This window comes from Stenotrophomonas sp. 21LCFQ19, from assembly GCF_056861425.1.
Window position 1 is genome coordinate 227295 of record NZ_JBSPUF010000001.1, and the last position, 22371, is coordinate 249665.

At 64.4% G+C, this 22371-nt stretch carries 18 protein-coding genes; 2 read left to right on the forward strand and 16 right to left on the reverse strand.

The genetic code is table 11. From position 1 onward, the window contains the following. Positions 1 to 37: 37 nt before the first annotated feature. From AC13FW_RS01010 to AC13FW_RS01065, 12 genes are all read right to left on the reverse strand, one after another. Positions 38 to 1345 (reverse strand): dicarboxylate/amino acid:cation symporter, encoded by a 1308-nt coding sequence (locus AC13FW_RS01010; RefSeq protein WP_482987890.1) that lies wholly within the window; start codon positions 1343 to 1345, stop codon positions 38 to 40. 58 nt (positions 1346 to 1403) lie between these two features. Further along, positions 1404 to 3083 carry a BatD family protein gene (locus AC13FW_RS01015; protein WP_482987891.1) on the reverse strand — a complete coding sequence of 560 codons (1680 nt, stop codon included), beginning with the start codon at positions 3081 to 3083 and terminating at the stop codon, positions 1404 to 1406. Then, positions 3080 to 4909 carry a vWA domain-containing protein gene (locus AC13FW_RS01020; RefSeq protein ID WP_482988043.1) on the reverse strand — a complete coding sequence of 610 codons (1830 nt, stop codon included), beginning with the start codon at positions 4907 to 4909 and terminating at the stop codon, positions 3080 to 3082. Before AC13FW_RS01020 ends, AC13FW_RS01015 begins: the two co-directional genes overlap by 4 nt. Then, the gene (locus AC13FW_RS01025; RefSeq protein WP_482987892.1) at positions 4888 to 5886 is read right to left on the reverse strand and encodes a vWA domain-containing protein; all 999 of its coding nucleotides are present in this window, start codon (positions 5884 to 5886) and stop codon (positions 4888 to 4890) included. Before AC13FW_RS01025 ends, AC13FW_RS01020 begins: the two co-directional genes overlap by 22 nt. After that, on the reverse strand, positions 5886 to 6338 hold the full coding sequence (locus AC13FW_RS01030; RefSeq protein ID WP_482987893.1) for a DUF4381 domain-containing protein: 453 nt from the start codon (positions 6336 to 6338) through the stop codon (positions 5886 to 5888). The genes AC13FW_RS01025 and AC13FW_RS01030 overlap by 1 nt, the downstream gene beginning before the upstream one ends. Continuing rightward, positions 6338 to 7270 carry a DUF58 domain-containing protein gene (locus AC13FW_RS01035; protein ID WP_482987894.1) on the reverse strand — a complete coding sequence of 311 codons (933 nt, stop codon included), beginning with the start codon at positions 7268 to 7270 and terminating at the stop codon, positions 6338 to 6340. Before AC13FW_RS01035 ends, AC13FW_RS01030 begins: the two co-directional genes overlap by 1 nt. A 67-nt stretch (positions 7271 to 7337) precedes the next feature. Next, positions 7338 to 8357 (reverse strand): AAA family ATPase, encoded by a 1020-nt coding sequence (locus AC13FW_RS01040; RefSeq protein ID WP_296250747.1) that lies wholly within the window; start codon positions 8355 to 8357, stop codon positions 7338 to 7340. 101 nt (positions 8358 to 8458) lie between these two features. Beyond that, positions 8459 to 10354: a type IV pilus secretin PilQ gene (locus AC13FW_RS01045; protein ID WP_482987895.1), complete on the reverse strand. Its 1896-nt coding sequence runs from the start codon at positions 10352 to 10354 to the stop codon at positions 8459 to 8461. Between the two features lie 19 nt (positions 10355 to 10373). Continuing rightward, positions 10374 to 10904, reverse strand: coding sequence for a pilus assembly protein PilP (locus tag AC13FW_RS01050; protein WP_282268967.1), 531 nt, complete (start codon positions 10902 to 10904; stop codon positions 10374 to 10376). Between the two features lie 2 nt (positions 10905 to 10906). Continuing rightward, complete coding sequence (locus tag AC13FW_RS01055; RefSeq protein WP_282268968.1) at positions 10907 to 11569, reverse strand: type IV pilus inner membrane component PilO; 663 nt, start codon at positions 11567 to 11569, stop codon at positions 10907 to 10909. After that, on the reverse strand, positions 11566 to 12333 hold the full coding sequence (locus AC13FW_RS01060) for a PilN domain-containing protein (protein WP_482987896.1): 768 nt from the start codon (positions 12331 to 12333) through the stop codon (positions 11566 to 11568). Before AC13FW_RS01060 ends, AC13FW_RS01055 begins: the two co-directional genes overlap by 4 nt. After that, a complete protein-coding gene (locus AC13FW_RS01065) occupies positions 12333 to 13391 on the reverse strand; it encodes a pilus assembly protein PilM (protein WP_343229781.1) in 1059 nt (352 codons plus the stop codon). Before AC13FW_RS01065 ends, AC13FW_RS01060 begins: the two co-directional genes overlap by 1 nt. Positions 13392 to 13605: 214 nt before the next feature. Here AC13FW_RS01065 and AC13FW_RS01070 point away from each other — a divergent pair, with 214 nt between their 5' ends. Then, the gene (locus AC13FW_RS01070) at positions 13606 to 16044 is read left to right on the forward strand and encodes a penicillin-binding protein 1A (protein WP_482987897.1); all 2439 of its coding nucleotides are present in this window, start codon (positions 13606 to 13608) and stop codon (positions 16042 to 16044) included. Between the two features lie 76 nt (positions 16045 to 16120). Further along, positions 16121 to 16750, forward strand: coding sequence for a hypothetical protein (locus tag AC13FW_RS01075; RefSeq protein ID WP_482987898.1), 630 nt, complete (start codon positions 16121 to 16123; stop codon positions 16748 to 16750). A gap of 407 nt (positions 16751 to 17157) precedes the next feature. Here AC13FW_RS01075 and AC13FW_RS01080 read toward each other — a convergent pair whose 3' ends face one another. The 4 genes from AC13FW_RS01080 to recG form a co-directional block, all read right to left on the reverse strand. Beyond that, positions 17158 to 18432, reverse strand: coding sequence for a citrate synthase (locus AC13FW_RS01080; protein ID WP_282271232.1), 1275 nt, complete (start codon positions 18430 to 18432; stop codon positions 17158 to 17160). Between the two features lie 278 nt (positions 18433 to 18710). Further along, complete coding sequence (locus AC13FW_RS01085) at positions 18711 to 18953, reverse strand: type B 50S ribosomal protein L31 (RefSeq protein WP_054657059.1); 243 nt, start codon at positions 18951 to 18953, stop codon at positions 18711 to 18713. A 97-nt stretch (positions 18954 to 19050) separates the two neighbouring features. After that, positions 19051 to 19989 carry a nucleoside hydrolase gene (locus AC13FW_RS01090; protein WP_482987899.1) on the reverse strand — a complete coding sequence of 313 codons (939 nt, stop codon included), beginning with the start codon at positions 19987 to 19989 and terminating at the stop codon, positions 19051 to 19053. 65 nt (positions 19990 to 20054) lie between these two features. Beyond that, positions 20055 to 22184: an ATP-dependent DNA helicase RecG gene (gene recG / locus AC13FW_RS01095; RefSeq protein WP_482987900.1), complete on the reverse strand. Its 2130-nt coding sequence runs from the start codon at positions 22182 to 22184 to the stop codon at positions 20055 to 20057. Positions 22185 to 22371: the final 187 nt, after the last annotated feature.

The window sequence follows — 22371 nt, forward strand, 5'->3', positions numbered from 1 at the left end:
AGGGCGGCCGTTTCTCACTACAACTACCGGGAGACAATCACTCCTGCGGGTGATGCCGTCCAATGCTGTCATCACTTTCGCCGCGCGCCACCAGGGTGGTCAGGGCCAGGTCACCGGTCACGTTCAGCGCGGTACGGCACATGTCGAGGAAGTGGTTCACGCCCAGGATCAGGCCGATACCGGCAGGGTTGACGCCGACCATGGCACAGATCAGCGCCACCACCGGCAACGAACCAGACGGCACACCGGCCGTGCCGATGCCACCGAGGATGCAGACCACCATGACCATGAACTGCTGGCCGATGCTCAGGTCCACGCCGAAGAACTGCGCCAGGAAGATCACCGTCACGCCCTCGAACAGCGCGGTGCCGTTCTGGTTGGCGGTGGCACCGACGGTCAGCACGAAGCGCGAGACCTTGTGCGGGAAGCCCATCTGGTCGGCCACGCGCAGCGCGGTCGGCAGGGTCGCATTGGACGACGCGGTGGAGAACGCCATCACCGTGGCTTCCTGGGTCTGCCGGAAGAACTGGATCGGCGAGCGTCCGGCCAGCTTCACCGCGATGCCGTAGCTGACGAACATGTGGGTGGCCAGTGCCAGCACCACCACGCCCACATAGGCGCCCAGCTTGATCAACAGATCGAAGCCGAAGATGGCCGCCAGGTTGAACATGAAGCAGGCCACGGCATACGGCGCCAGGCGGATGACCAGGTTGATCAGGGTCATCGAGATCTCGAACAGGCCCTCGATGCCCTTGCGCAGCGTAGCCACCTTTTCCGCAGGCGACAGCACCATGCCGATGCCCAGCATCAGCGCGAAGAACATCAGCGACAGGATCTTGCCGTTGTCAGATGCAGCGTCGAGCACGTTGTCGGGAACGATCGACAGCAGCATGTCCAGGCCCTTGGGCGCGGTGCCGGCACCAGCCACGATCGCCTTGCTGCGCTCGGCGTTCTCGGCCAGCAGCTTGGCGGCTACTGCCGGGTCAACACCGGCGCCGGGCTGGAACAGATTGACCAGCACCAGGCCGATCAGGACGGCCACGCCAGACAGCACGATCGTGTATGCCAGCGACTTCCAGCCAATACGGCCCAGCGAGCGGATATCGCCCATCTCCGACACGCCCATCACCAGCGCCGAGAAGATCAGCGGGACGATCAGCATGAAGATCAGGCTCAGGAACAGCCCGGAAACCGGCGTGGTCAGGTAGGTGGTCACCGCGTGCACCCAGTCCGCGTCAGGACTGACGAGGTGCACGATCAGGCCCAGCAGCAGACCGAAGCCGAAGCCGATCCCTATCTTCCAGTGGAACGGCATTTTGGCGGTGGTCTTGGCTGCATTGGCCATAAGTGGGTTTCCCTCCAGAGAATGGATCAGCTTAACAGACGATGTACAACCGCCCTTTTCAGCTTTGTCCTGGATAGAGAGGGTCCAACAACGGTTTTTCCACCACTGTGGTTTGCCGCCAGCGCGGCCCGGCCTTGAATACCTCGCGCAACTGCGCTCGCGCGGCGCTCACGTCGCCCTCGCCGCCCCAGCGGGCACGCTGCATGCGTTGCAGCGCATCGCGTTGTGCCGGGTCATCCAGTTTCTGCAGCACCGCGTCGAGACCATCCACTCCGCCCATCGCGGCAAGTATGTGTGCCACCTCGTCCAGGCTGCCCGCATCCAGGGCGCGGCGCAGGTCTGCCGTGCTGTAGCGCGAACCAGCGCTGGCAGTTTGCGCTGCAGGCCCGCCGCGGGCCACCGCTGGAGCATGCCGGCGCGACAGCCCCCAGATCAGCGTGGCCAGCCACAACAAGGCGAAACCGGCCGCCAGCGCGGGCCACAGCCACGTGCTCCCGCCGTCCGCCGATGCCGCCAAGGCATTGCCTGCAGCCACCGCGGCAGACCCGCCCGCTGCCGGCTGCACCAGTGGCGGCGCGACCATGCCGCTGCTGCTCCCTTGGGCAACCTGCAATGACAACGCCGGCAACGAGGTGGTGCGTGCCTGCCCTGCCGCAACGTCCCACCATTGCATCTGGATGCCGGGCACGGTCAGCGCGCCGCTCTGCTGCGGCACGATCGAATAGCGTCGGGTCAACTTCAACTGCGGGCTGGAACCCTCGAAGGTTTCATCGTACTGCGGTGGCTCGGCGAACACCTGCGCGTTGTCGCCCAACGACGGCACCGGCAACTCCGGGAACTGTGCCTTGGTGGCACCGCTGGCGATTGCCTCCACTTCGATCGCAATCGCCTCTCCGGTACGCCCGCTGTTGGGCGCGGCGGTATAGCGCAGTTGCAGGTTCTTCAGCGGCAGCCACGGTTGCGGTGCACCGGCGGGCGTAGCGCGCACCTGCAAGGTCTGGTCGGGACCTCGGGCGCTGAGCTGGCCATTGTCGCGGCCGAAGAAATCATCGAAGAAGCCACCTGCGCCCTGCCCGCTGAAACGGGCGCCGGCCACCTGCAAGGGGCCGCTGCGTTCGGGAATCAACAGGAAGCGGCGCTCGACCACGTTGTAGCGACGCCCACCGACTTCGCGCACGGAAGTGCGGTCATCGCCAACGCGCTGCAACGACGCCGCAGCCGGGGTATCCAGCACCAGTTCGCCAGATGCCAGCTGGGTGGCGAAGTACAGCCGTACCACCACACCCACACTCTGCTGCACGTAGGGCTGCTTGTCATCGACCTCGGTCTCGATGAAAGCCAGGGCATTGCCGTCACGGCTGGCGACCGGCGCCTCCTCAACCTTCACCAGCAAGGGCGTGGTGCTGCCGCCCCCCACGCGCAGCGCCGGGATGTCGAGCATGCCGGTGCGGCGCGGTGTCAGCGCCACCGCGTACTGGGCGTAGTTGCGCGAAGCGCCACCACCTACCTGCAGCTGGCGGCTGCTGTTCTGTGCACCCAACACGAAGTCGGCTTCCAGCGGTGCATAGTCCGGACTGCCGGACTGGTCGGTTTCGATGGTCAGCGTGACCGACTCATTCTGCTTGATGCTGTCGCGGTCCAACCAGGCACGTGTCTGCGCCTGCAACAGTCCGGTGACAGTCAGCAGGCCGAGCAACAGCCACAGCTGCATGGCGCTGCCGGTGTGATTCTTTCTCATCGTTTTTCCCGCATCCGCCGCTCGTATTCGAGCTGGAATTTCGCCTTCAACAAATCGCCCGGCTCATCCGGCACGCGCTGCATCCACGCCTCCACGGCCTGTTGCTGCTCACGCTGCGCCGGTGTCATTGCCGCCAGCGCGGCCGCGTCCTGCTGCTCACCTTCGCGCGCCTGTTGCTGACGGATGGCCTCGGCCATGCGCTGACTCTGCGCTTGATCGGCCTGCTCCTGCCTGCTGGCATCTTCGCTCTGTGGCGGCTGCTGATCCTTGCCGGATGACGATTTTCCATCCGCCTGCGGATTGCGCTCAGAGGACTGCTGGCCCTGTTGCGTCGGGTTCGATTGCTGACCCTGCTGCGGCTGCCCCTGCTGCCCTTGCTGTTGGCCTTGTTGATTCTGCTGCGAAGGATCCTGCTGCCCGTTCTGTGGCGGACTCTGCTGCCCGGGGTGGTCCTTTCCTTGCTGCGGCTTGGACGGGTTCTGCTGATTGCCTTGCTGGCCCTGCTGCGACTTGCGCTTGCGCGCGGCATCCACCGCGGCACGGTTGGCCACCGCGTCCTGCATCCCGGGATGCGCCTTCAGTGCGCGATCGTAGGCAGCGATGGCTTCGTCGTACTTGCCTTGGCGGGCAAGCGCGTTGCCAAGGTTGTACCAGCCCTGCTCGTTGTCGATGCCTTCGAATTTTTTCTGCGCGGTGGCGAAATCACCAAGCCGGTACGCTTCCACACCTTCACCCAAACGCTGGTGCTGGCGCTGGTCGGCGCGCTGCCACCAGCCGCCCTGCTCGGCCGCATGTGCAGGCTGCAGCACCGGCAGCATCAGGCATAGCGCAACTACCGGCAGCACCCGGCGTGGACGACGGAACGCGAACACCGCCAGCAACAGCAGCGGCGGCAACAACCAATAGCCCTCGTCCTGCCACTGCTTGCCAGCACTGGCCAGCTGCTCACGATCCTGCGCACCGTCCGTTGGTTCCAGCACGCCCAAAGCCTGCAGGTCCGCCGAGGTGCCTGCAATGCGCTGGTAGCCGCCACCGCCGGCTGCCGTCAACGCGCGCAATGACGCTTCATCCAGATGCGTCTGTTCTATCGCCCCACGCGGATCCCGATAAGACGCGCCCTGCAGGCTGCCAAGACCGATCGCCGAGACCCGGTAGCCGGCGACGCGCAGTTTGCCGGCCTCCGCCACCGCCGCTGCATCAGCGTGATCGCTCAGCAACAGGATCTCGCCATTGCGTGCGCCGGACCGCTTCAACAGATCACCAGCCCAGCGCAATGCCTTGTCCGGACGCTGGCCATCGGCCGGCATCACTTCCGGCGCCAAGGCATCCAGGAACAGGGCGACATTGGCCGCGTCATCGGTCAGCGGTGCCACGGTGAATGGCTCATAGGCGAAAGCAACCAAGGCCACTTCGCCGCCCTTGCGCTCACGCAGCAGACTGGCCAGCTTCGCCCGCGCCTGCAGCAGACGCGACGGCGGTAGATCGGTGGCGCGGATGCTGCTGGACAAATCCATAACGATCACCAGCGGCGTCTTCGATTCCCAGAGTGGTTGTTCCAGCTGACGCCAACTCGGGCCGGCAAGCGCGAGCACCGCCAACGTCAAGCCAAGTGCCAACGCCGCGCTACCCCACCATCCGCGCTTGCCGCCATCAGCCAGCAGGTGGGCCAGCAGGTGCGGGTCCACCGCCTCGTGCCAACGCGCACTGCGCTGACGCCGCCACCAGCTGCCCAGCAAGGCTGCCGGCACCAGCAACAAAGCCCACAGCCACTCCGGGCGCAGAAAGTGCAGATCCTGCCAATTGATCATGACCGCAGCCCCCGCCAGGCCAACGCCACCACACCCAGCAACAAGGACAACGCCAACGGCCAGGGATAGCGTTCGATGCGTGGTCGCACTGCCGGGCCAGCGTCCTTCACAGGTTCCAGCCGGTCCAGTTCGGCATAGATGTTGACCAGTTCATCGGTGTCGCGCGCGCGGAAGAAGCGACCGCCGGTTTCATCAGCCACCTTGGTCAATGTAGCTTCGTCCACCTGGTCATCGGCACCCGGCAACTGCACGCCGAACAGCGACATGCCGCCGCTGCCGCCAAAGGCGATGGTGTAGACGCGCACCCCTTCGGCCTTGGCCAGCTCGGCCGCCTTCAGCGGCTCCAGCACGCCGGCGGTATTGACGCCGTCGGTCAACACGATCAGCACGCGCTGCCCCTGCGGCTGCTCGCGCAGGCGCTTGACCGACAGCGCGATCGCATCGCCCAGTGCGGTCTCACGCCCGGCCAGGCCAACCACGCTGTCGCGAAGTTGATCACGCACGGTAGCGCGATCGGTGGTCAACGGTGTCAATGCGTAGGCACGCTGGCCGAACACCAGCAGGCCGATGCGATCGCCTTCACGGCGGTCGAGAAAATCCGCCAGCACGGCCTTGGCAGCCGTCAGGCGGTCCACCACCTGGCCGCCAAGCTGCATGTCCGGCTCGCTCATGCTGCCGGACAAGTCCACCGCCAGCATCATCTGCCGCCCCTGTCGCGGCGGCTCAATCGGCTCACCCAGCTGCTGCGGGCGCGCCACTGCAGCACACAGGCACAGCCAGGCCAGCCACAGCAGCAGCGCCTGCAGCACTGCACCGCCACGCGAGGACAACTGTCCCTGCAGCCGCGATGGTTCGTAGGGCACGCGCAAGGCAGCACCACGTTGTTCACGCAGCGGCCAAAGCCGCATCAACAGCGGCAATGGCAGCGCGAGCCATGCCCACGGCCACGCAAAATCCGGCAACAGGCCCGTCCATTGGGAGATCATGCCCTGCATCAGCGCCGCCCGGCCATCAACTGCAGGAAGCGGCTCCGAGCCAACTGGCAGGCACGTTCAACCTGCGCAGCCTCAAGCTGTGGACGAAAGCTCCCGTCCAGCAGCAGACGTCCGTCGCCGCTGCTGAAGTCATTGCCCTTGGGTCCATCAAGGAAACGCAGCCACGCATCGCCCTGCAGCTGCACCGCCTGCGAATCGAGCCGCCGCGCTGCGCGACGCAGCAACTCCGAGGCCGCGGCAAGCTTGGCAGGCCCCTGCGGCGCCGCCTGTAGCTGACGGTCAAAAAGGGCCATCCAGCGCTGCAATCGGCGCCGACGAACGAAATAAACAGCAAGCACTGCGACGGCAACCAGCACCACCGCACCGATCAGCAGCCACCAACCCGGCGCCAACGGCCACCAACCCGGCGCTGCCGGCAGGTGCACATCACGCAGCGGCAATTGCGCGGCCATCAGCCCACGCTCCGGTTTGGCGCCGCGCCCAGCCAGGCATCGCTGGCATCGTCGCTCACCAGGGTACTGACGCGGATACGGCGACCCGGCAGTTGCCGGCACAGGTCCTCGACCGGGGCGACCAGGGCATCGTGCCAAGCGTCGCGCACGGCGGCTGAAGCCAGGTCCAACCGCATTCGACCGGACTGTGTCGCGAGCGGCAACACACAGTGCGGCGGTGAAATTTCCAGGGGATCAAGCAACAACACCAACTCCACTTCAACATGCATCGACAGCGCCGACCAGGCAACGGCCGGTACGGCCTGCGCGCTGACCGGGTCAGCCAGTACCACCGCGCGCGCGCCGGGGTGCAATACGCGCGCAGCCTGCTCCAGCGCCAACTGCAATCCGCCATCATCAGCGGGCCGTTCACCGTACCAGCGCACCAGTGCATCCAGCGCTCGCAATACACCACGCGTTCCGCCTGCCGGTGGCACCAGCGCTTGCTGCGCGGAACCACGCAACGCTGCGATCCTGTCGCCATCGCGCAACGCCGACCACGCAGCCACCGCACCAGCCCGCGCAGCCTGCACCGACTTGAAACGCACGCGCGTGCCGAAGTACAGCGGCGCAGCCGTATCGGCAATCAACAAGGTGACCCGTTCGCGCTCGGTCTGGAATGTCTTGGTATGGGTGGCATCGGTACGGGCGGTCAATTTCCAATCAATATGTCGCGCGTCGTCGCCGGGCACGTACTCACGCGACTCGGCGTATTCCATGCCACGGCCACGCAGCATCGACGCGGCACGTCCGCTGACCGCGTAGTGCCCGCGGCGAGCCTTGCGGCCGCCGGTGGCGGCACCGCGCAGCGCGATCAGTTCGGCCAACTGCGGACGTATGCCACTTTCGGCGGCCGCACTCGTCTGCGCTTGCCTGGCTGTGGGCGCAATCATCGCTGACCCGCGTGCAAACGCGGCCTCGTGATCATCCGATCATCGGCATCCGTCATCACACCCAGCCTCAGGGCAGGGGCACGCAGTCAAGCAGCGCTGCCACCAGGCGCTCGCCATCCCAGCCCTCGGCTGCAGCCTCGTAGCTGGGCAGCACGCGGTGGCGCAGCACATCGGCTGCCACCGCCCGGATGTCGTCAGGAGTGACGTAATCGCGACCGGCCAACCAGGCGCGCGCACGTGCGCAGCGTTCCAGCGCAATCGAACCGCGTGGGCTTGCGCCCCAGGCAATGCGCTTGGCCAGCTGTGCGTCATACGCGCTGGCATCACGCGAGGCCAGCACCAGCGCAATCAAATAGCGCTCCAGCTGCGGTGCCATATGCAGCTCCAGCACTTCGCGGCGCGCCTGCTCGATTTTCTGCAGCGATATCTTCTCGATGGTCACCTGCTGCGGCCGCATCGCGCGCAAGGCGCGCTCACGTGCCAGCCGCAGGATCTCGGTCTCGGCGCTGGCATCTGGGTAACCGATGCGCACATGCATCAGGAAGCGGTCCAGCTGCGCCTCGGGCAGTGGGAAGGTCCCTTCCTGCTCGATCGGGTTCTGCGTGGCCATCACCAGGAACACCTCTGGCAGCGGATAGGTGTTGCGTCCGACGGTCACCTGGCGCTCACCCATCGCTTCAAGCAACGCCGACTGCACCTTGGCCGGAGCACGGTTGATTTCGTCGGCCAGCAGGATCGGGTGGAAGATCGGCCCGGCCTGGAACTCGAAGCGGCCTTCCTGCGAACGCCAGATATCGGTGCCGGTGAGATCGGCAGGCAGCAGGTCCGGGGTGAACTGGATACGCGCGAAGCTGGCGTCGATGCGCGAGGCCAAGGCACGGATGGCGGTGGTCTTGGCCAGGCCAGGCGCCCCTTCCACCAGCAGGTGGCCGTCCGCCAACAGCGCGGTCAGCAGCCGGTCGACCAACAACGACTGGCCGACGATCTCGCCGGCGAGGGCGTCACGCAGCGCGGTGAATTCCTGATGCAGGCCGCTGTCGCGGACCGGCGCATCGTCTTGATTGGGCAGCACGGGAGGCAGGTTCATAGATGCAGTTTGACTGATCCGCGGTGAAATGGTTCCAAACGCCATCCTCTAAACGGAAAAGGGCCGCTTCAGCGGCCCCTTTCCCTGGATGCGACAACCGCTTACCTGGCAGCCTTGGCTACGCGCAGGATCTTCGGGGTCACAAACACCAGCAGCTCAGCCTTGTCTTTGGCACGACCACGCTTCTTGAACAGATTGCCAAGGAACGGAATATCGCCCAGGAACGGCACCTTGCTGATGCTGCTTCGGTCATTGAATTCATACACGCCGCCGATCACAACGGTCTGGCCGTCGTCCACCAACACAGCGGTGTTGATTTCGCGGCGATTGATGATCGGGACAACACCAAAGCTCTCCACTTCCAGATATTCGTCGACCTCGTCCTTCTTCACATTCATGTTGAGGAAAACACGATTGTCCTGGGTGATGGTTGGCGTGACCTTCAGCTCCAGCAGTACTTCCTTGAACTGGACATTCGGCGTTGCTGCAGTACCACCGGTACCACCGGTAATGGTGACGTAGCCGATTTCCTTACCCTGCTTGATGACACCTTCGCGCTGGTTGGCGGTGACGATACGCGGGTTGGAAATGACTTCGCCGCGACCTTCTTCCTGCAACGCGGAAAGCTCCAGATCCAGGTTGAAATTAGCTCCCAGCAAGGTATACGCGATGCTCGGAGCTCCGCTCGTCTTCGCGCTGGTGAAGGTGCCTGCAGGAAGACTGACATTCAGCCCGCGATTGGCATTACCGGAGCCACTGGCGCCGCTGCCGATCGTCCCGACGTTGTTGCCGTTGTTGTAGCTGCGCGTGCCACCGATGCCGAACTTGGCACCCAGGTCACGGGCAAAGGTGTCAGTGGCGATCACGATACGGCCTTCAATCAGCACCTGATCCACCGGCCGATCGATCACCCCGATCAGCTCACGCATCTGCGCGACCTTCTTCGGAATGTCACTGATCATCAGCGTATTGGTGCGCTCATCCGCCACCAGGCGACCACGCGGCGACAGGAAGCCGTTTTCCTCCGAGCTGTTGTTGCCGCTGCCACTACCGCCGTTGTTGTTGTTACCAATGCCCTTGGCCTCGGTCAGCGCTTTGAAGATCGCCTCGGCACTGTGGTAATTGATCTGCACGTAATCGGTGATCAGGTCGACGCGGTTATCGATGGCGATGCGCGCGTCTTCCTTGTCCTGCTCGAACTTGGCCAGCTCCGGCTGCGGCGCAACCCAGATCACGCCACCATCGCGGCGTTTGTCCAGGCCCTTGGCGCGCAACACGATGTCCAGTGCCTGGTCCCACGGCACATTGACCAGGCGCAGGGTCACATTGCCCTGCACCGTGTCGGAGGCGACCACGTTGAGATTGGACTCCTCGGCGATCAACTGCAGCACTGTGCGCACCGGCACGTCCTGGAAGTTGAAGGTCACCGGACGGCCACTGTAGCCACGTGCCGCCACCGTAGCGGCCGCCTGCGCAACCGTCCTGGAGGTCACCGCACCAGTAGCCACCTCGGCCTGCCGCGGAGTGATCTCGACCACGTACTCATTGCCGGACTGATAGGCCAGCGAATCGAATGCGCCATTGGTGCTGAGCACCAGCTGCGAGCCCTGCCCGGATGGCTTGGCGTCGATGCGCTGTACCGGCGTGGCGAAATCAACAACATTGAGCGGACGCTGCAGCTCGGCCGGCAACACGGCGTTGCCAACATCGATCACGACGTTGTTGCCCTGGTTGCGCAGGTCCGGGCTCGCGCCCTGGCCGTCGAACTGCATGATCAACCGCCCGGCGCCATCGTCGCCGCGCTTGAAGTCGATCTTGGTTACGGAAACCGCCTTCACCGCCTGCTGGGTGGCTGCGGCTGCGCCGCCTACACCCGCAACAGGCTGTGCTGCGTAGGAAGAGCCGCACACCGCTGCCAGCGCCACTCCCAGGGCGCAGACGCGGACCAGTGCATGGCGCCGGATGGGACGCAGGCTCAGGGCTTTGGTAAAAGTCATCGTGCTATCCCCTAATCAATCAACGATCGTCCAGTGCAAGCGAAGCTGGGCGTTCCAGCCAGCCACCTGCACCGTCCGGCACTAGTTCAATCAACTCGATCCCGTCTTCGCGTACGCCAGTCACACGGCCATCGCTCTGACCCATGTACACCCCAGGACGTACACGGTAAGTGACCTTGTCCGGCCCCATCACCAGTGCCACGGCACCCGCGCCGCTACCGATCGTGCCAACCATGTCCAGGCTGTCCAACGGGAACCCTTCGAGCGGTTCCTTGCGACGGTTCGGATCCGGTCGCAACTGGCTGTTGCCGTCATCGGATACCCAGGCGTCACTGAACGGGTCACGCAGGCCTTGCGCCGAATATTCAAAGGTCTCGAACTGCTGCATCACCGGCAGAGCCTCCAACGACTCGGCGGGACGTGCGCGCACGTCGGCAGTCCATTTTTCAAGATTGGGCGCGTCACCAGGCGTGCTGGTGATGCCGCGGGCGCAACCGCCCAGCAGCACCAGGCAGGCGGCACCAAACACCAGGGAGGAAACATTACGCATGATCACTTCCCTCCCTTTTTCTTGGCATCGGCGGCGGCCTTCTGCTGATCAGCCAGCTCGGTGTCATCCAGGTACCGATAGGTCTTGACCGTACCGGACAACTCCAGCGCGCCACCGGGCGTGATCACACCCTGTCCACCCTTGGGCTGCAGATTGATGTCATGCATGGTCAGGATGACCACGCGAGGCAATGAGGCCACGCCACTGACGAACGCACCGAATTGGTGGTAGCTGCCCACCAGGCGCAGCGCGATCGGCTTTTCGGCATAGAACTCTTTCAAGGTCTCGTCACCGGGCTTGAACAACTCGTTGTTCAAGCCGCTGGACAACGCGGTCTGCGAGACGTCGATGATCAGATCCGGCATTTCCGTCTTGCTGGGCAACTGGCGCAGCATCTGCTGCAACACCTGCTCCATCTGGGCCAGCTGTTGCTTCAACGGCTCCAGGTTGACCGCTCGCTTCTGTTCGGTCTCGAAGTCCTGGCGCAAGGATGCCTCCTTGTTCACCAGCTCTTCCAGCTCCCCTCTCTGTCCGCTGATGATCAACAGGTAAGACAGGCCGAGGATCAGCAAGGACAGCAACACGCAGAACACAACCTTCGCGTTGCGCGGCCAGGCGCCGATATTGTTGAAATCCAGCTCTTTGGCGTTGAATTTCTTGCTCACGAACGGGCCTCCTTCTGCGCCGGCGCTGCCGGTGCTGTCTCGCCCTTTGGTTTCTCCGCCCCGCTGGCAGGCACCGTCGGCGCTGCCGGCGACGCAGCCGCCGGAGCACCGGGCGCAGCGGCTGCTGCAGGGGCCACCGCTGCAGCATCAGCTGCGGTCGGCGCGGCACCAGCTTCAGCCTGGCCATCGCTTGGCGCTGGCAACTGCACCTTCAGCGTGAACACATACGGCAAGGACTTGATGTCGACAACCGCACCGCCCTTCTGCTGCGTATCCTGCGCGCGCGCCTCAATGATGGTCAGTTCCGGATTTCTCATCCAGCCCGAAGTCTCGAGATTGCGCATATAGGCGCTGACGCGTGCGTTGGATTGCGTACGCCCTTCCAGCGTCAGGGTCTCGCCTTCCTGCTTAAGTGCGGTCAGCACCACGCCATCGGGAATGGTGCGCACCAACGAATCAAACAGGTGCACCATCTGCGACCGCTTGCCCTGCAGCTCCTCGATCACTGCCTTGCGGTCCAGCAGACGCTTTTTCTGCTCGTCCAGGCGGTCGATTTCCTTGTTCTGCTCCTTGACCTTGGCGATCTCGGTCTCAAGGTAGGCATTGCGCTCGTTCTGCCCGCTGATCTGCTGGCTGAAATAAAACCACAGCAAGCCTGACAGCACCACGCCACTGAGCGCGGCAAAGCCCAGCATCCCGTAGAACTCACGCTGACGCTGTTTGCGGCGCTCCTCGCGCCATGGCAGTAGATTGATCCGTGCCATCAGTCAAACCCCCTCATGGCCAGACCTGTCGCGATCATCAGCGCAGGCGCATCCTGGTTCAGTGCATGCGCCTGGACCTTCGGCCCCAGCGTCATCTGCGCCAAGGGGTTGGCGACCGAGGTCGCCACGCCAAGCTGCTCTTCGACCATGGTCGGCAAGCCGATCAGGGCAGCACAGCCACCGGCCAGAACGATATGGTCAACGCGGTTGAACTCGCTGCCGGCGTAGAAGAACTGCAACAGGCGGCTGATCTGCTGCACCGTCGCTTCCTTGAACGGCTCCAGCACTTCCACCTCGTAGCTCTCCGGCAAACCGCCCTGGCGCTTGGCCAAGCCTGCTTCCTCGTAGCTCAGTCCGTAGCGGCGCATCACCTCGTCGGTGAGCTGCTTGCCACCGAACACCTGTTCGCGGCTGTACAGGCTGCGGCCACCACGCAATACGTTGAGCGTGGTCATGGTTGCGCCAATATCGACCAGCGCCACCACGCCATCACTGGGTACAGCCAGCTCGCTGGCAACCAACGCAAAGGCGTTCTCAATCGCGAACGCCTCCACATCCATCACCTTGGCGGTCAGCCCACCCAGCTCCAGCGCGGACTGACGCAGCTCCACGTTCTCCGAGCGGGACGCGGCCAGCAGTACCTGCACCATTTCCGGATTGTTCGGTACTGGACCCAGCACTTCGAAATCGAGGTTCACTTCGTCGATGGGGTACGGGATGTAATTCACCGCCTCCAGCTCGACCTGTGCTTCCATCTCGCTCTCGTCCAGGTCAGCCGGCATCGGGATCACCTTGGTGATCACCGCAGAGCCGGCAACAGCGGCGGCCGCCCCTTTGGCCTTGCTGCCTGAACGCGCGACAGCACGACGAATCGCTTCGCCGACTGCTTCAACCTCGACAATGTTCTTCTCCACCACCGCATTCGGCGGAAGAGGTTCCACGGCGTAATGTTCCACGCGGAAACGGTTACCGCTGCGGGAAAGCTGAAGCAGCTTCACCGCAGTCGAACTGATGTCGACACCAATGATTGGTGCCTGACTCTTTGGGATAAGCCCCACGGATTCTCCCCTGCCGACGGGCACTTGGACGCAAGTCTTGCGTCGGCGCATTAATAACGTTTTTTCAGCAAATGGCAACCACCCGGAATGCGAGACGCGATCTGCATCACGTCGCCCAGCTGTATCCCATCTGCTCTCCCCAGGACGCGGCCCCAGCCGCTCCCCTGCGTAATCTATACTCTGCGGCTACAAAAACCGCAATCGGGACTTCTGGATGCCACGTTTTCGTCGCTGGCTGCGTTGGCTGCTGGCCCTCTTTGTCGCCTTCTCCCTGGTCGGCGCAATCGCCATCGGTTCACTCTATTACGTTGTCTCGTCCAAGCTCCCGGACGTACAGACGCTGCGCAATGTTGAATTGCAGGAGCCTATGTATGTCCATGATAATGAAGGGAAATTGATGGCGGTATTCGGCGAGACCCGCCGTTACCCGGTACAGATGAAGGACGTCCCGGAGCGCCTGAAGCAGGCCTTCCTGGCCACCGAGGACGCCCGTTTCTACCAACACGACGGCATCGACTACAAGGGCATTGCCCGCGCCGTATGGCTGATCGCGCGCACCGGATCCAAGGACGGTGTACCCGGTGGATCGACCATCACCCAGCAGGTTGCGCGGCAATTCTTCCTCAGCAGCGAGGTCAGCTACACCCGCAAGTTCGCCGAAATCCTGCTTGCCCGCAAAATCGAGAGCGAGCTGAGCAAGGACGAGATCTTCGAGCTGTACCTCAACAAGAGCTTCTTCGGTAACCGCGCCTATGGCATCGGTGCCGCCGCCGAGTACTACTACGGCAAGAAGCTGGGCGAGCTCGACCTGGACGAAATGGCCTCGCTGGCCGGCATCCCCAAGTTTCCCTCCAGCGGCAACCCGCTGAGCAATCCCGAGCGCGCGCGCCAGCGCCGCGACAACTATGTGCTGCAGCGCATGGCCGACCTGGGCTACGTCAGCCAGGCCGAGGCCGATGCAGCAAAGGCCGTGGCCATGCATGCCAGCCCGCATGAGCCGCCGGTGCAGGTCTATGCGCCCTACGTGGCCGAGCTGGTGCGCCAGGAAATGATCGCCAAATACGGCAGCGATGTGCTCAACAAGGGCTACCACGTCACCACCACCATCAATGGCCAGCTGCAGGAAGCCGCCAACACGGCGGTGCGCGATGGCCTGCACACCTATGACCACCGCCACGGCTGGCACGGCGTCGAACAGCACTTCGACGTCGCAGCCGATGCCGACAGCACCGCGCTGGCCCGGCACATCGCCGGCATCCCGACCCAATCGGGCCTGCAGGCTGCCGTGGTTTCGGCCACCCATGCCGACGGCAGCATCACCGTGGTGCTGGCCGACCGCAGCGAACTGGTGCTGCCGGTGGCGTCCAGCCGCTGGACCAACCGCAGCCCCGCCAAGCTGGCCACCCGCGGCGACATGATCCGCGTGCGCGCTGGCAGCAAGGAAGGCGAATGGCTGATCGACCAGATACCGCGTGGTCAAAGTGCGCTGGTCTCGGTGGACGCTGAAAGCGGCGCGTTGCGCGCCCTCGTCGGCGGCTTCAGCTTTGCCGGCAACAAGTTCAACCGCGCCACCCAGGCGCGCCGCCAGCCCGGCTCCAGCTTCAAGCCGTTCATCTATGCGGCCGCCTTCGACAAGGGCTTCAACCCGGCCTCGATCGTGCTGGATGCACCGGTGGTATTCCGCGACCGTCGCGGCAAGACCTGGCAGCCGCAGAACGATGGCGGTGGCTTCCGCGGCCCTATGCGTCTGCGCGAAGCACTGGTGCAATCACGCAACCTGGTATCCGTGCGCCTGCTCGACAGCATGGGCGTGGACTATGCGCGCAAGTACATCAGCGAATTCGGCTTCCAGGAAGCCGAGTTGCCGCCGAACCTGTCGATGTCGCTGGGTACCGCCTCGCTGACCCCGTTGTCGGTCGCCCGCGGTTACGCGGTGTTCGCCAACGGCGGCTCACGCGTGGACACCTGGGTCGTGGACGAAATCAAGGACCGCGATGGCAACGTGATCTTCAAGGAAAACCCGGCCATGGCCTGCCGCGGCTGCGGCGGCACCTCGACCGCAGGCGCGGCGCCCGTGAGCCAGGTGGTGGACGGCTTCAACTTCGGCGCCGAGGCGGCACCCGCTCCGGTTGCCGCCAAGCCGGCGGAAGCCAAGCCTGAGACCATCGAGCCGGCAAAGCCGGTGAACCCGGACGCCCGCACTGCGCCGCGCGCCATCGACGAGCGCACCGCCTACCAGTTGGTATCGATGATGCGTGACGTGGTCCAGCGCGGCACCGGCACCGCAGCCAAGGTCCTGGGACGCGAAGATGTGGGCGGCAAGACCGGCTCCACCAACGACCACCGCGACGCCTGGTTCTCCGGCTTCGGCGGCCCGCTGGCAACCACCGTGTGGGTCGGCCGCGACGACTTCCGCTCGCTGGGCTACCGCGAATACGGCGGCAAGGCAGCCCTGCCGATCTGGATCGACTACATGCGCGTTGCGCTGAAGGACGCTCCCATCGCCAGGAACGACCCACCGTCCGGCATGGTGCAGGCAACCATCAACGGCGCCACGGAATGGGTCAAGACCGAAGACCTGGATCGCGTGCAGGACTTCGACTTCGGCCAGCAGGACCACGCGACCAACGACGCCGCGTTCGACATCTTCTGATCAACCCAGCAGGCGGCGGGACGCAAGCCCCGCCGCCTGCCTACAATCGGGCCAGCACCCCCTCGGTCAGAGCCTGATGCCGTCATCGCCACCCCACTCCCTGCCGCGCAAAGCCCGCGAACGGCAATTGATCGCGCAGGAGGCTGCCCGCTTGATCGCCGAAAGCGGGATCCATGACCTTGAACACGCCCGCCGCAAAGCTGCTGCAAGGCTCGGCGTCGCCAGCGAAGCCTTGTGGCCGCGCCTGGGCGAGATCGAGCAGGCGCTGCGTGAGCATCAGTTGCTGTTCGCCTCCGGCAGCCAACCCGGCGCGCTGCACGAGCGTCGCGAATCAGCAGTGCAGGCCATGCAGTTCCTGCAGGCCTTCCAGCCACGTCTGGCCGGTGCAGTGCTGAGCGGGCTGGCCGCCGGCGACAGCCCGGTCATCCTGCACCTGCATTGCGATGACCCTGATGCCGTGCAGCGCTTTCTTCACGAACAGCACATTCCTGCCGAGGCGCGCACCTGGTCGCTGCGTTTGGCGGGACATTCGTCAAAACAGCACTACCCAGGCTGTGAGTTCGCCGCCGATGGCATCGCCTTCGAACTGGTCGTACTGCCCGAGGATGCACTGCGGCAGCCGCCCGTTTCAACGGACGACGGCAAGCCCCTGCCGCGCGCGACATTGGCGCAACTGAAGCAATTGCTGGCGCAACAGCAGCGGTAATGCCGAGCCATGCTCGGCAGACGCATTCCTGGTAAAGCCCTTGCCGAGCATGGCTCGGCACTACCGGACAACTATCTGCGCTTGTGGGAGCGGCGTAAGCCGCGACGCTGGCAATGCGCGAAAGGTCGAAGAAGCTCCCCCTCCCTAGCCCTCCCCTTGCCTGCAGCAAAGGAAGGGAGCGTAGTGCCGAGCCATGCTCGGCAGGGCATTCCCGGTAAAGCCTCTGCCGAGCATGGCTCGGGGTGGTCCCGCGCATTGCCCGGCCGGTAACCCCCGTAACAGCCCCGCCCCCCCCCCCCCCCCCACTACAGGACACCCCTGTTTTTGCAGGAGTGGCGCACAAACAAAACCCCGCCGAAGCGGGGTTTTTGTCGTGATGGAAGCGGCGCACTGCTGCGCCGTTGCCATTACTTGTAGTCGCGCACGTCGTGGCCGGTGTAGACCTGGCGCGGACGGCCGATCTTCATCTCCGGATCAACCTGCTGCTCCAGCCAATGCGATACCCAACCAGCGGTACGGCCCAGCGCGAACATGACCGTGAACATCTCGGTCGGGATGTTCAGCGCCTTGTAGATGATGCCGCTGTAGAAGTCGACGTTCGGATACAGCTTGCGGGCAACGAAGTACTCGTCCTGCAGCGCAGCCTGCTCCAGCTTGACGGCAACGTCGAGCAGCGGATCCTGCACGCCGAGCTGACCCAGCACCTGCTTGGTCATCTCACCGATGACCTTGGCGCGCGGATCGAAGTTCTTGTAGACGCGGTGACCGAAGCCCATCAGGCGGAAGCCCGAGGTCTTGTCCTTGGCCTTGACCACGGCGGACTCGACGTTGTCGGCCGAACCGATCTCTTCCAGCATCTTCAGCACGGCTTCGTTGGCGCCGCCATGTGCCGGGCCCCACAGCGCGGTGACGCCAGCGGCGACCGATGCATACGGGTTGGCACCGGTGGAGCCGACCAGACGCACGGTCGAGGTCGAGGCGTTCTGCTCGTGGTCGGCATGCAGGATGAACAGCAGGTCCAGTGCCTTGACCACGTCCTTGTTCAGATCGTACTTGCCATCGGCCGACTCGAAGGTCTGCTTCAGGAAGCGGCTGACGTAGTCCAGCGAGGTGTCCGGCTTGTTGGCCGGCAGGCCAGCGCCATGGCGGTAGATCAGCGCCGACAGGGTCGGCACCTTGGCGATAAGACGCACTGCTGCCTGGCGGCGCTGCTCGGCATCTTCCAGGTCCAGCGAGGCGTGGTACTTGGCCGACAACTGCGCGATCGAGGCAGTCAGGATCGCCATCGGATGTGCGTCCTTGGCGAAGCTGCCGATCAAGGTGTTGATGGATTCATCAACGCCGGCTTCAGCGGTCAGTTCGGCTTCGAAAGCCTTCAGCTGGTCGGCGCTCGGACGATCGCCATTGATCAGCAGGTAGGCCACTTCGACGAAGCTGGACTTGGCGGCCAGCTGCTCGATCGGATAGCCGCGATACAACAGCACGCCGTTGTCGCCATCGATGTAGGTGATGGCCGACTTGCAGCTGGCGGTGGCGGTGTAGCCCGAGTCGTAGGTGAAGAGACCGGTTTCCTTGGTCAGCTTCGAGATATCGACACAGTTATTGCCCAGGACGGGTTTGACGACAGGCAGAACGACCGACTTGTCGCCGGCGTTGAGCGTGACCTGATCAAGATCGGACACAGTGTGCGCTCCTCAAGTGGAAGGCGCCTGTCCTGACGAAAGGGGTGCGGGCAGGCGCGTGAAGGAATTCCGCAGTTTTCCACTGCGGTTCCGACGATTATCGCACAGCAGCATTTGCAGTTTGCGAAGACAAAAGTCTTATAGCCGGAGTTTCCGCGCGACACAGCGTCGCACTGGCACAACCGCCCGATTCCGCAAGGGTTCAGCCGTACGACACGCAAGACAAAACAACGGCCGCGCAGGGCGCGGCCGTTGTCTGTGCAGCAACAACAGTTCGATTAGCGCGCGTAGCGCTTCTGGAACTTGTCGATGCGGCCGCTGGTATCGATAACCTTGTGCTTGCCCGTGTAGAACGGGTGCGAAGCCGAGGAAATTTCAACCTTGACGAGCGGATACTCTTCGCCGTCTTCCCACTTGACCGTTTCCTTGGAGGACATGGTCGAACGGGTCAGGAACTTGAAATCAGAGGTCACGTCGTGGAAAACGACGTTGTGGTAATCAGGATGGATATCGGCCTTCATGGGCTCGCACCGTGTGGGCTGGTGGTCAAGACGGCCATTATAAGCACGGCTTGCCGCCACAGGCAAGTCGTGCTTACTGAACCATTCCCCGGGGCCATTACTGGCCCAGCAGCGCCCCACGCACCTGGGCCTCGAAGCGGGCCTGGTCGTAGCCGATCAGCAGCGCCGTATTGTCCGGCGCACCGGTCTGACGGTTCCAGTCGACGATGGTGGCACCACGGGTACGGGTGCCGGTCAGTTCGATCGACAGCGGCCGTTGCTCAACCACCTCGCCGCCCTCCGGCTGCAGCGCCCAGGCCATCGCCAGCGCATCGGCGGCATACCAGCGCTCGCCGCGGCTGTCTTCTGACCACAGCCGGGTCTGGCGTGAGATCAGCTCGTAGAAACGTGCCTTGTCGGTATCTGCAGCGAGCCACTGTTCGACATCACGGTGCAGCAGGCCGTGGGCGATGGTGGCCTCCCAGTCCGCGACTTCGATGAACGGGAACGAGGTAAAGACGATATGCGCCGATTCCGGATCGAAGGCGATATTGAACTCGGCGGCCGGGGTGATGTTGCCGTGGCCGGTGATCGCGCCGCCCATCACCACGAAGCGCTTCACGCGCTGCGGCAAGCTTGGGTCGAGCTTCAGCGCGAGCGCGATATTGGTCAGCGGACCCAGTGCGACCAGCAGCAACTCGCCTGCATATTGGTGCGACAGGCGCAGGATCGCCAAGGCCGCGTGTTCGGCTTCCACCTTGCGCGCAGCCAACGGCAGATCGACGTCGCCAAAACCGTCGCGGCCATGCACGTGCGCGGCGTCTTCGGCCGGATATACCAGCGGATCGGGGGTGCCCGCGAACACCGGCACGTCTTCACGGCCAGCTACTTCGCACAGCTTCAGCGCGTTGCGCACGGTGTATTCGAGGCCGACGTTGCCCGCTGCCACTGTCAGCGCGACCACGTCGTGGCGCTCATCGGCAAAGGCCATCAGCAGTGCCAGCGCGTCGTCCACGCCCGGATCAGTATCAATCAGCAACGGTATCTTCTTGCTCATCTTCTGCTTCACTTCTGGTTGGCCATGGAGTCTGTCACGGCCTCCATGACAGTGGAAGCACGCAATCAGGCCGATGCGTAGCGCACTGCGCCGCCAATCCAGCGGTTGACGATGCGATCAGCCAATTCCGGCGCATCGCTGAGCAGGCGTTCGGCCAGATCGTGCACAGTCGGCAACAGGCCCGCATCACGGGCCAGATCAGCAACGCGGAATGCGGCCAGGCCGGTCTGGCGGGTACCCAGCAGTTCGCCGGGACCGCGCAGTTCCAGGTCCTTCTCGGCGATCAGGAAGCCGTCGGACGTCAGCCGCATGGTTTCCAGGCGCTCGCGTGCCATCGCCGACAGCGGTGCCTGGTACATCAGCACGCAGCTGGATGCGGTTGCACCACGGCCGACGCGGCCACGCAGCTGGTGCAGCTGCGCCAGGCCCAGGCGTTCGGCGTTCTCGATGATCATCAACGAGGCGTTGGGCACATCGACACCGACTTCAATCACCGTGGTGGCGACCAGCAGATCGGTCTCGGCCTGTTTGAAGGCGCGCATCGCCGCCTGCTTCTCCGCCGCCTTCATGCGGCCGTGGACCAGACCGATGCGCAACTCGGGCAGTTGCGCTGACAGCGTCTCGAAGGTGGTCTGCGCGGCCTGCGCATCCATGCGTGCGTTGCCGGGGCCGGCGTCTTCCTCACTCTCTTCGATCAGCGTGCAGACCCAATACACCTGCCGGCCCTGCTGGCAGGCGATGCGGATGCGCTCGACCAGTTCCGGACGCCGCTCGGCGCTGATGGCGATGGTCTGCACCGGCGTGCGACCGGGCGGCAGTTCGTCGATGGCCGATACATCCAGATCCGAATACGACGCCATCGCCAAGGTGCGCGGGATCGGCGTGGCGGTCATCACCAGCTGATGCGGCACTACACCGGCCGTTGCGCCCTTGTCGCGCAGGGCAAGCCGCTGGTGCACGCCGAAGCGATGCTGCTCATCGACGATGGCCAGTGCCAGATCATTGAACACGACGCTGTCCTGCATCAGCGCATGGGTGCCTACCACCACTTGTGCATGGCCGCTGGCAACATCCTCCAGCACCTTGGCGCGGGCCTTGCCGGTGACCTTGCCGGCCAGCCAGGACACACGCACATCCAGCGGTTCCAGCCAGCTGCGCAGATTGTTCAGGTGCTGCTCGGCCAGCAGTTCGGTCGGCGCGGCCAGCGCCACCTGTTTGCCGCGTTCCACCGCCAGCATCGCGGCCAACGCAGCAACCACGGTCTTGCCCGAGCCGACGTCGCCCTGCACCAGCCGCAGCATTGGATGGGCGCGGGCCAGGTCCTTGCGGATCTCGTCGAATACGCGCTGCTGGGCGCCGGTCAGCTTGAACGGCAAGGAGTCGCGCAGGGCTTTGACCAGTCCGTCGCGGCCACGCAGCGACGGCGCGCGATGTTGCTGCAGGGCGATGCGCTGGCGGCGCAGGCTGAGGTGGTGTGCCAGCAGTTCCTCCAGCGCCAAGCGGCGCTGCGCCGGATGCGTACCCGCTCCAAGGGCACCGATATCGGCATCGGCCGGCGGCCGATGCATGGTCAGCATGGCTTCGCGCAACGACGGCAGGCCCATGCCGGCGAGCAAGGCCGGCGGCAGCAATTCCAATGCGGCCGCATCGGGCAAACGATCCAGTGCCTGTCCGATCAACTTGCGCAGGCTGGCCGGGCCGATGCCCTCCACTGCCGGGTACACCGGATCCAGTACCGCGCCCAACGCGGCGTCTTCGCCATCACCGAGCACGTGATAGCTGGGATGCACGATCTCCAGCCCATTCTGACCCGCGCGGGGTGTGCCATAGGCGCGCAGACGACGACCGACGGCGAACTGCGACACCTGCGCGGCACGGAAGTGGAAGAAGCGCAGCACCAGGGTGGCGCCGGAATCGTCGCTGATCGCCACCCGCAGCACCGGCCGGTAACGGAAGCCCCGCTCCACTGCCTCCACCCTGCCCTCCACCTGCGCGGCCATGCCGGCCTTCAAGGCGCGGATCGGCAGCAGCGTGGTGCGGTCCTCGTAGCGCAGCGGCAGGTGCAGCCACAGGTCCTGCAAGCTGGTCAGGCCGCGCGCTTCCAGCTTGGCTGCCACCCGTGGACCGACCCCGGCCAGGCGGCTCAGTGGTTCGGTGGAAAGATCGAGGGTGGCGAGGTCACGGCGTGCAGACATTGCATAAGGATGCCGTCATGCGCTGCAAACAGAAACCCCGGCGTGGTTGGACGCCGGGGTTTCCTACTCCCCAAGTGTTGGTTTACTGCTGATTTGTCGATTGGCGCCTTGGTGCGGTAGCTCTACGTGGCGAACAGGCCCTCACCCCCAACCCCCGCTCTGCGCCCCGACCCTTGCGCTGACGCAA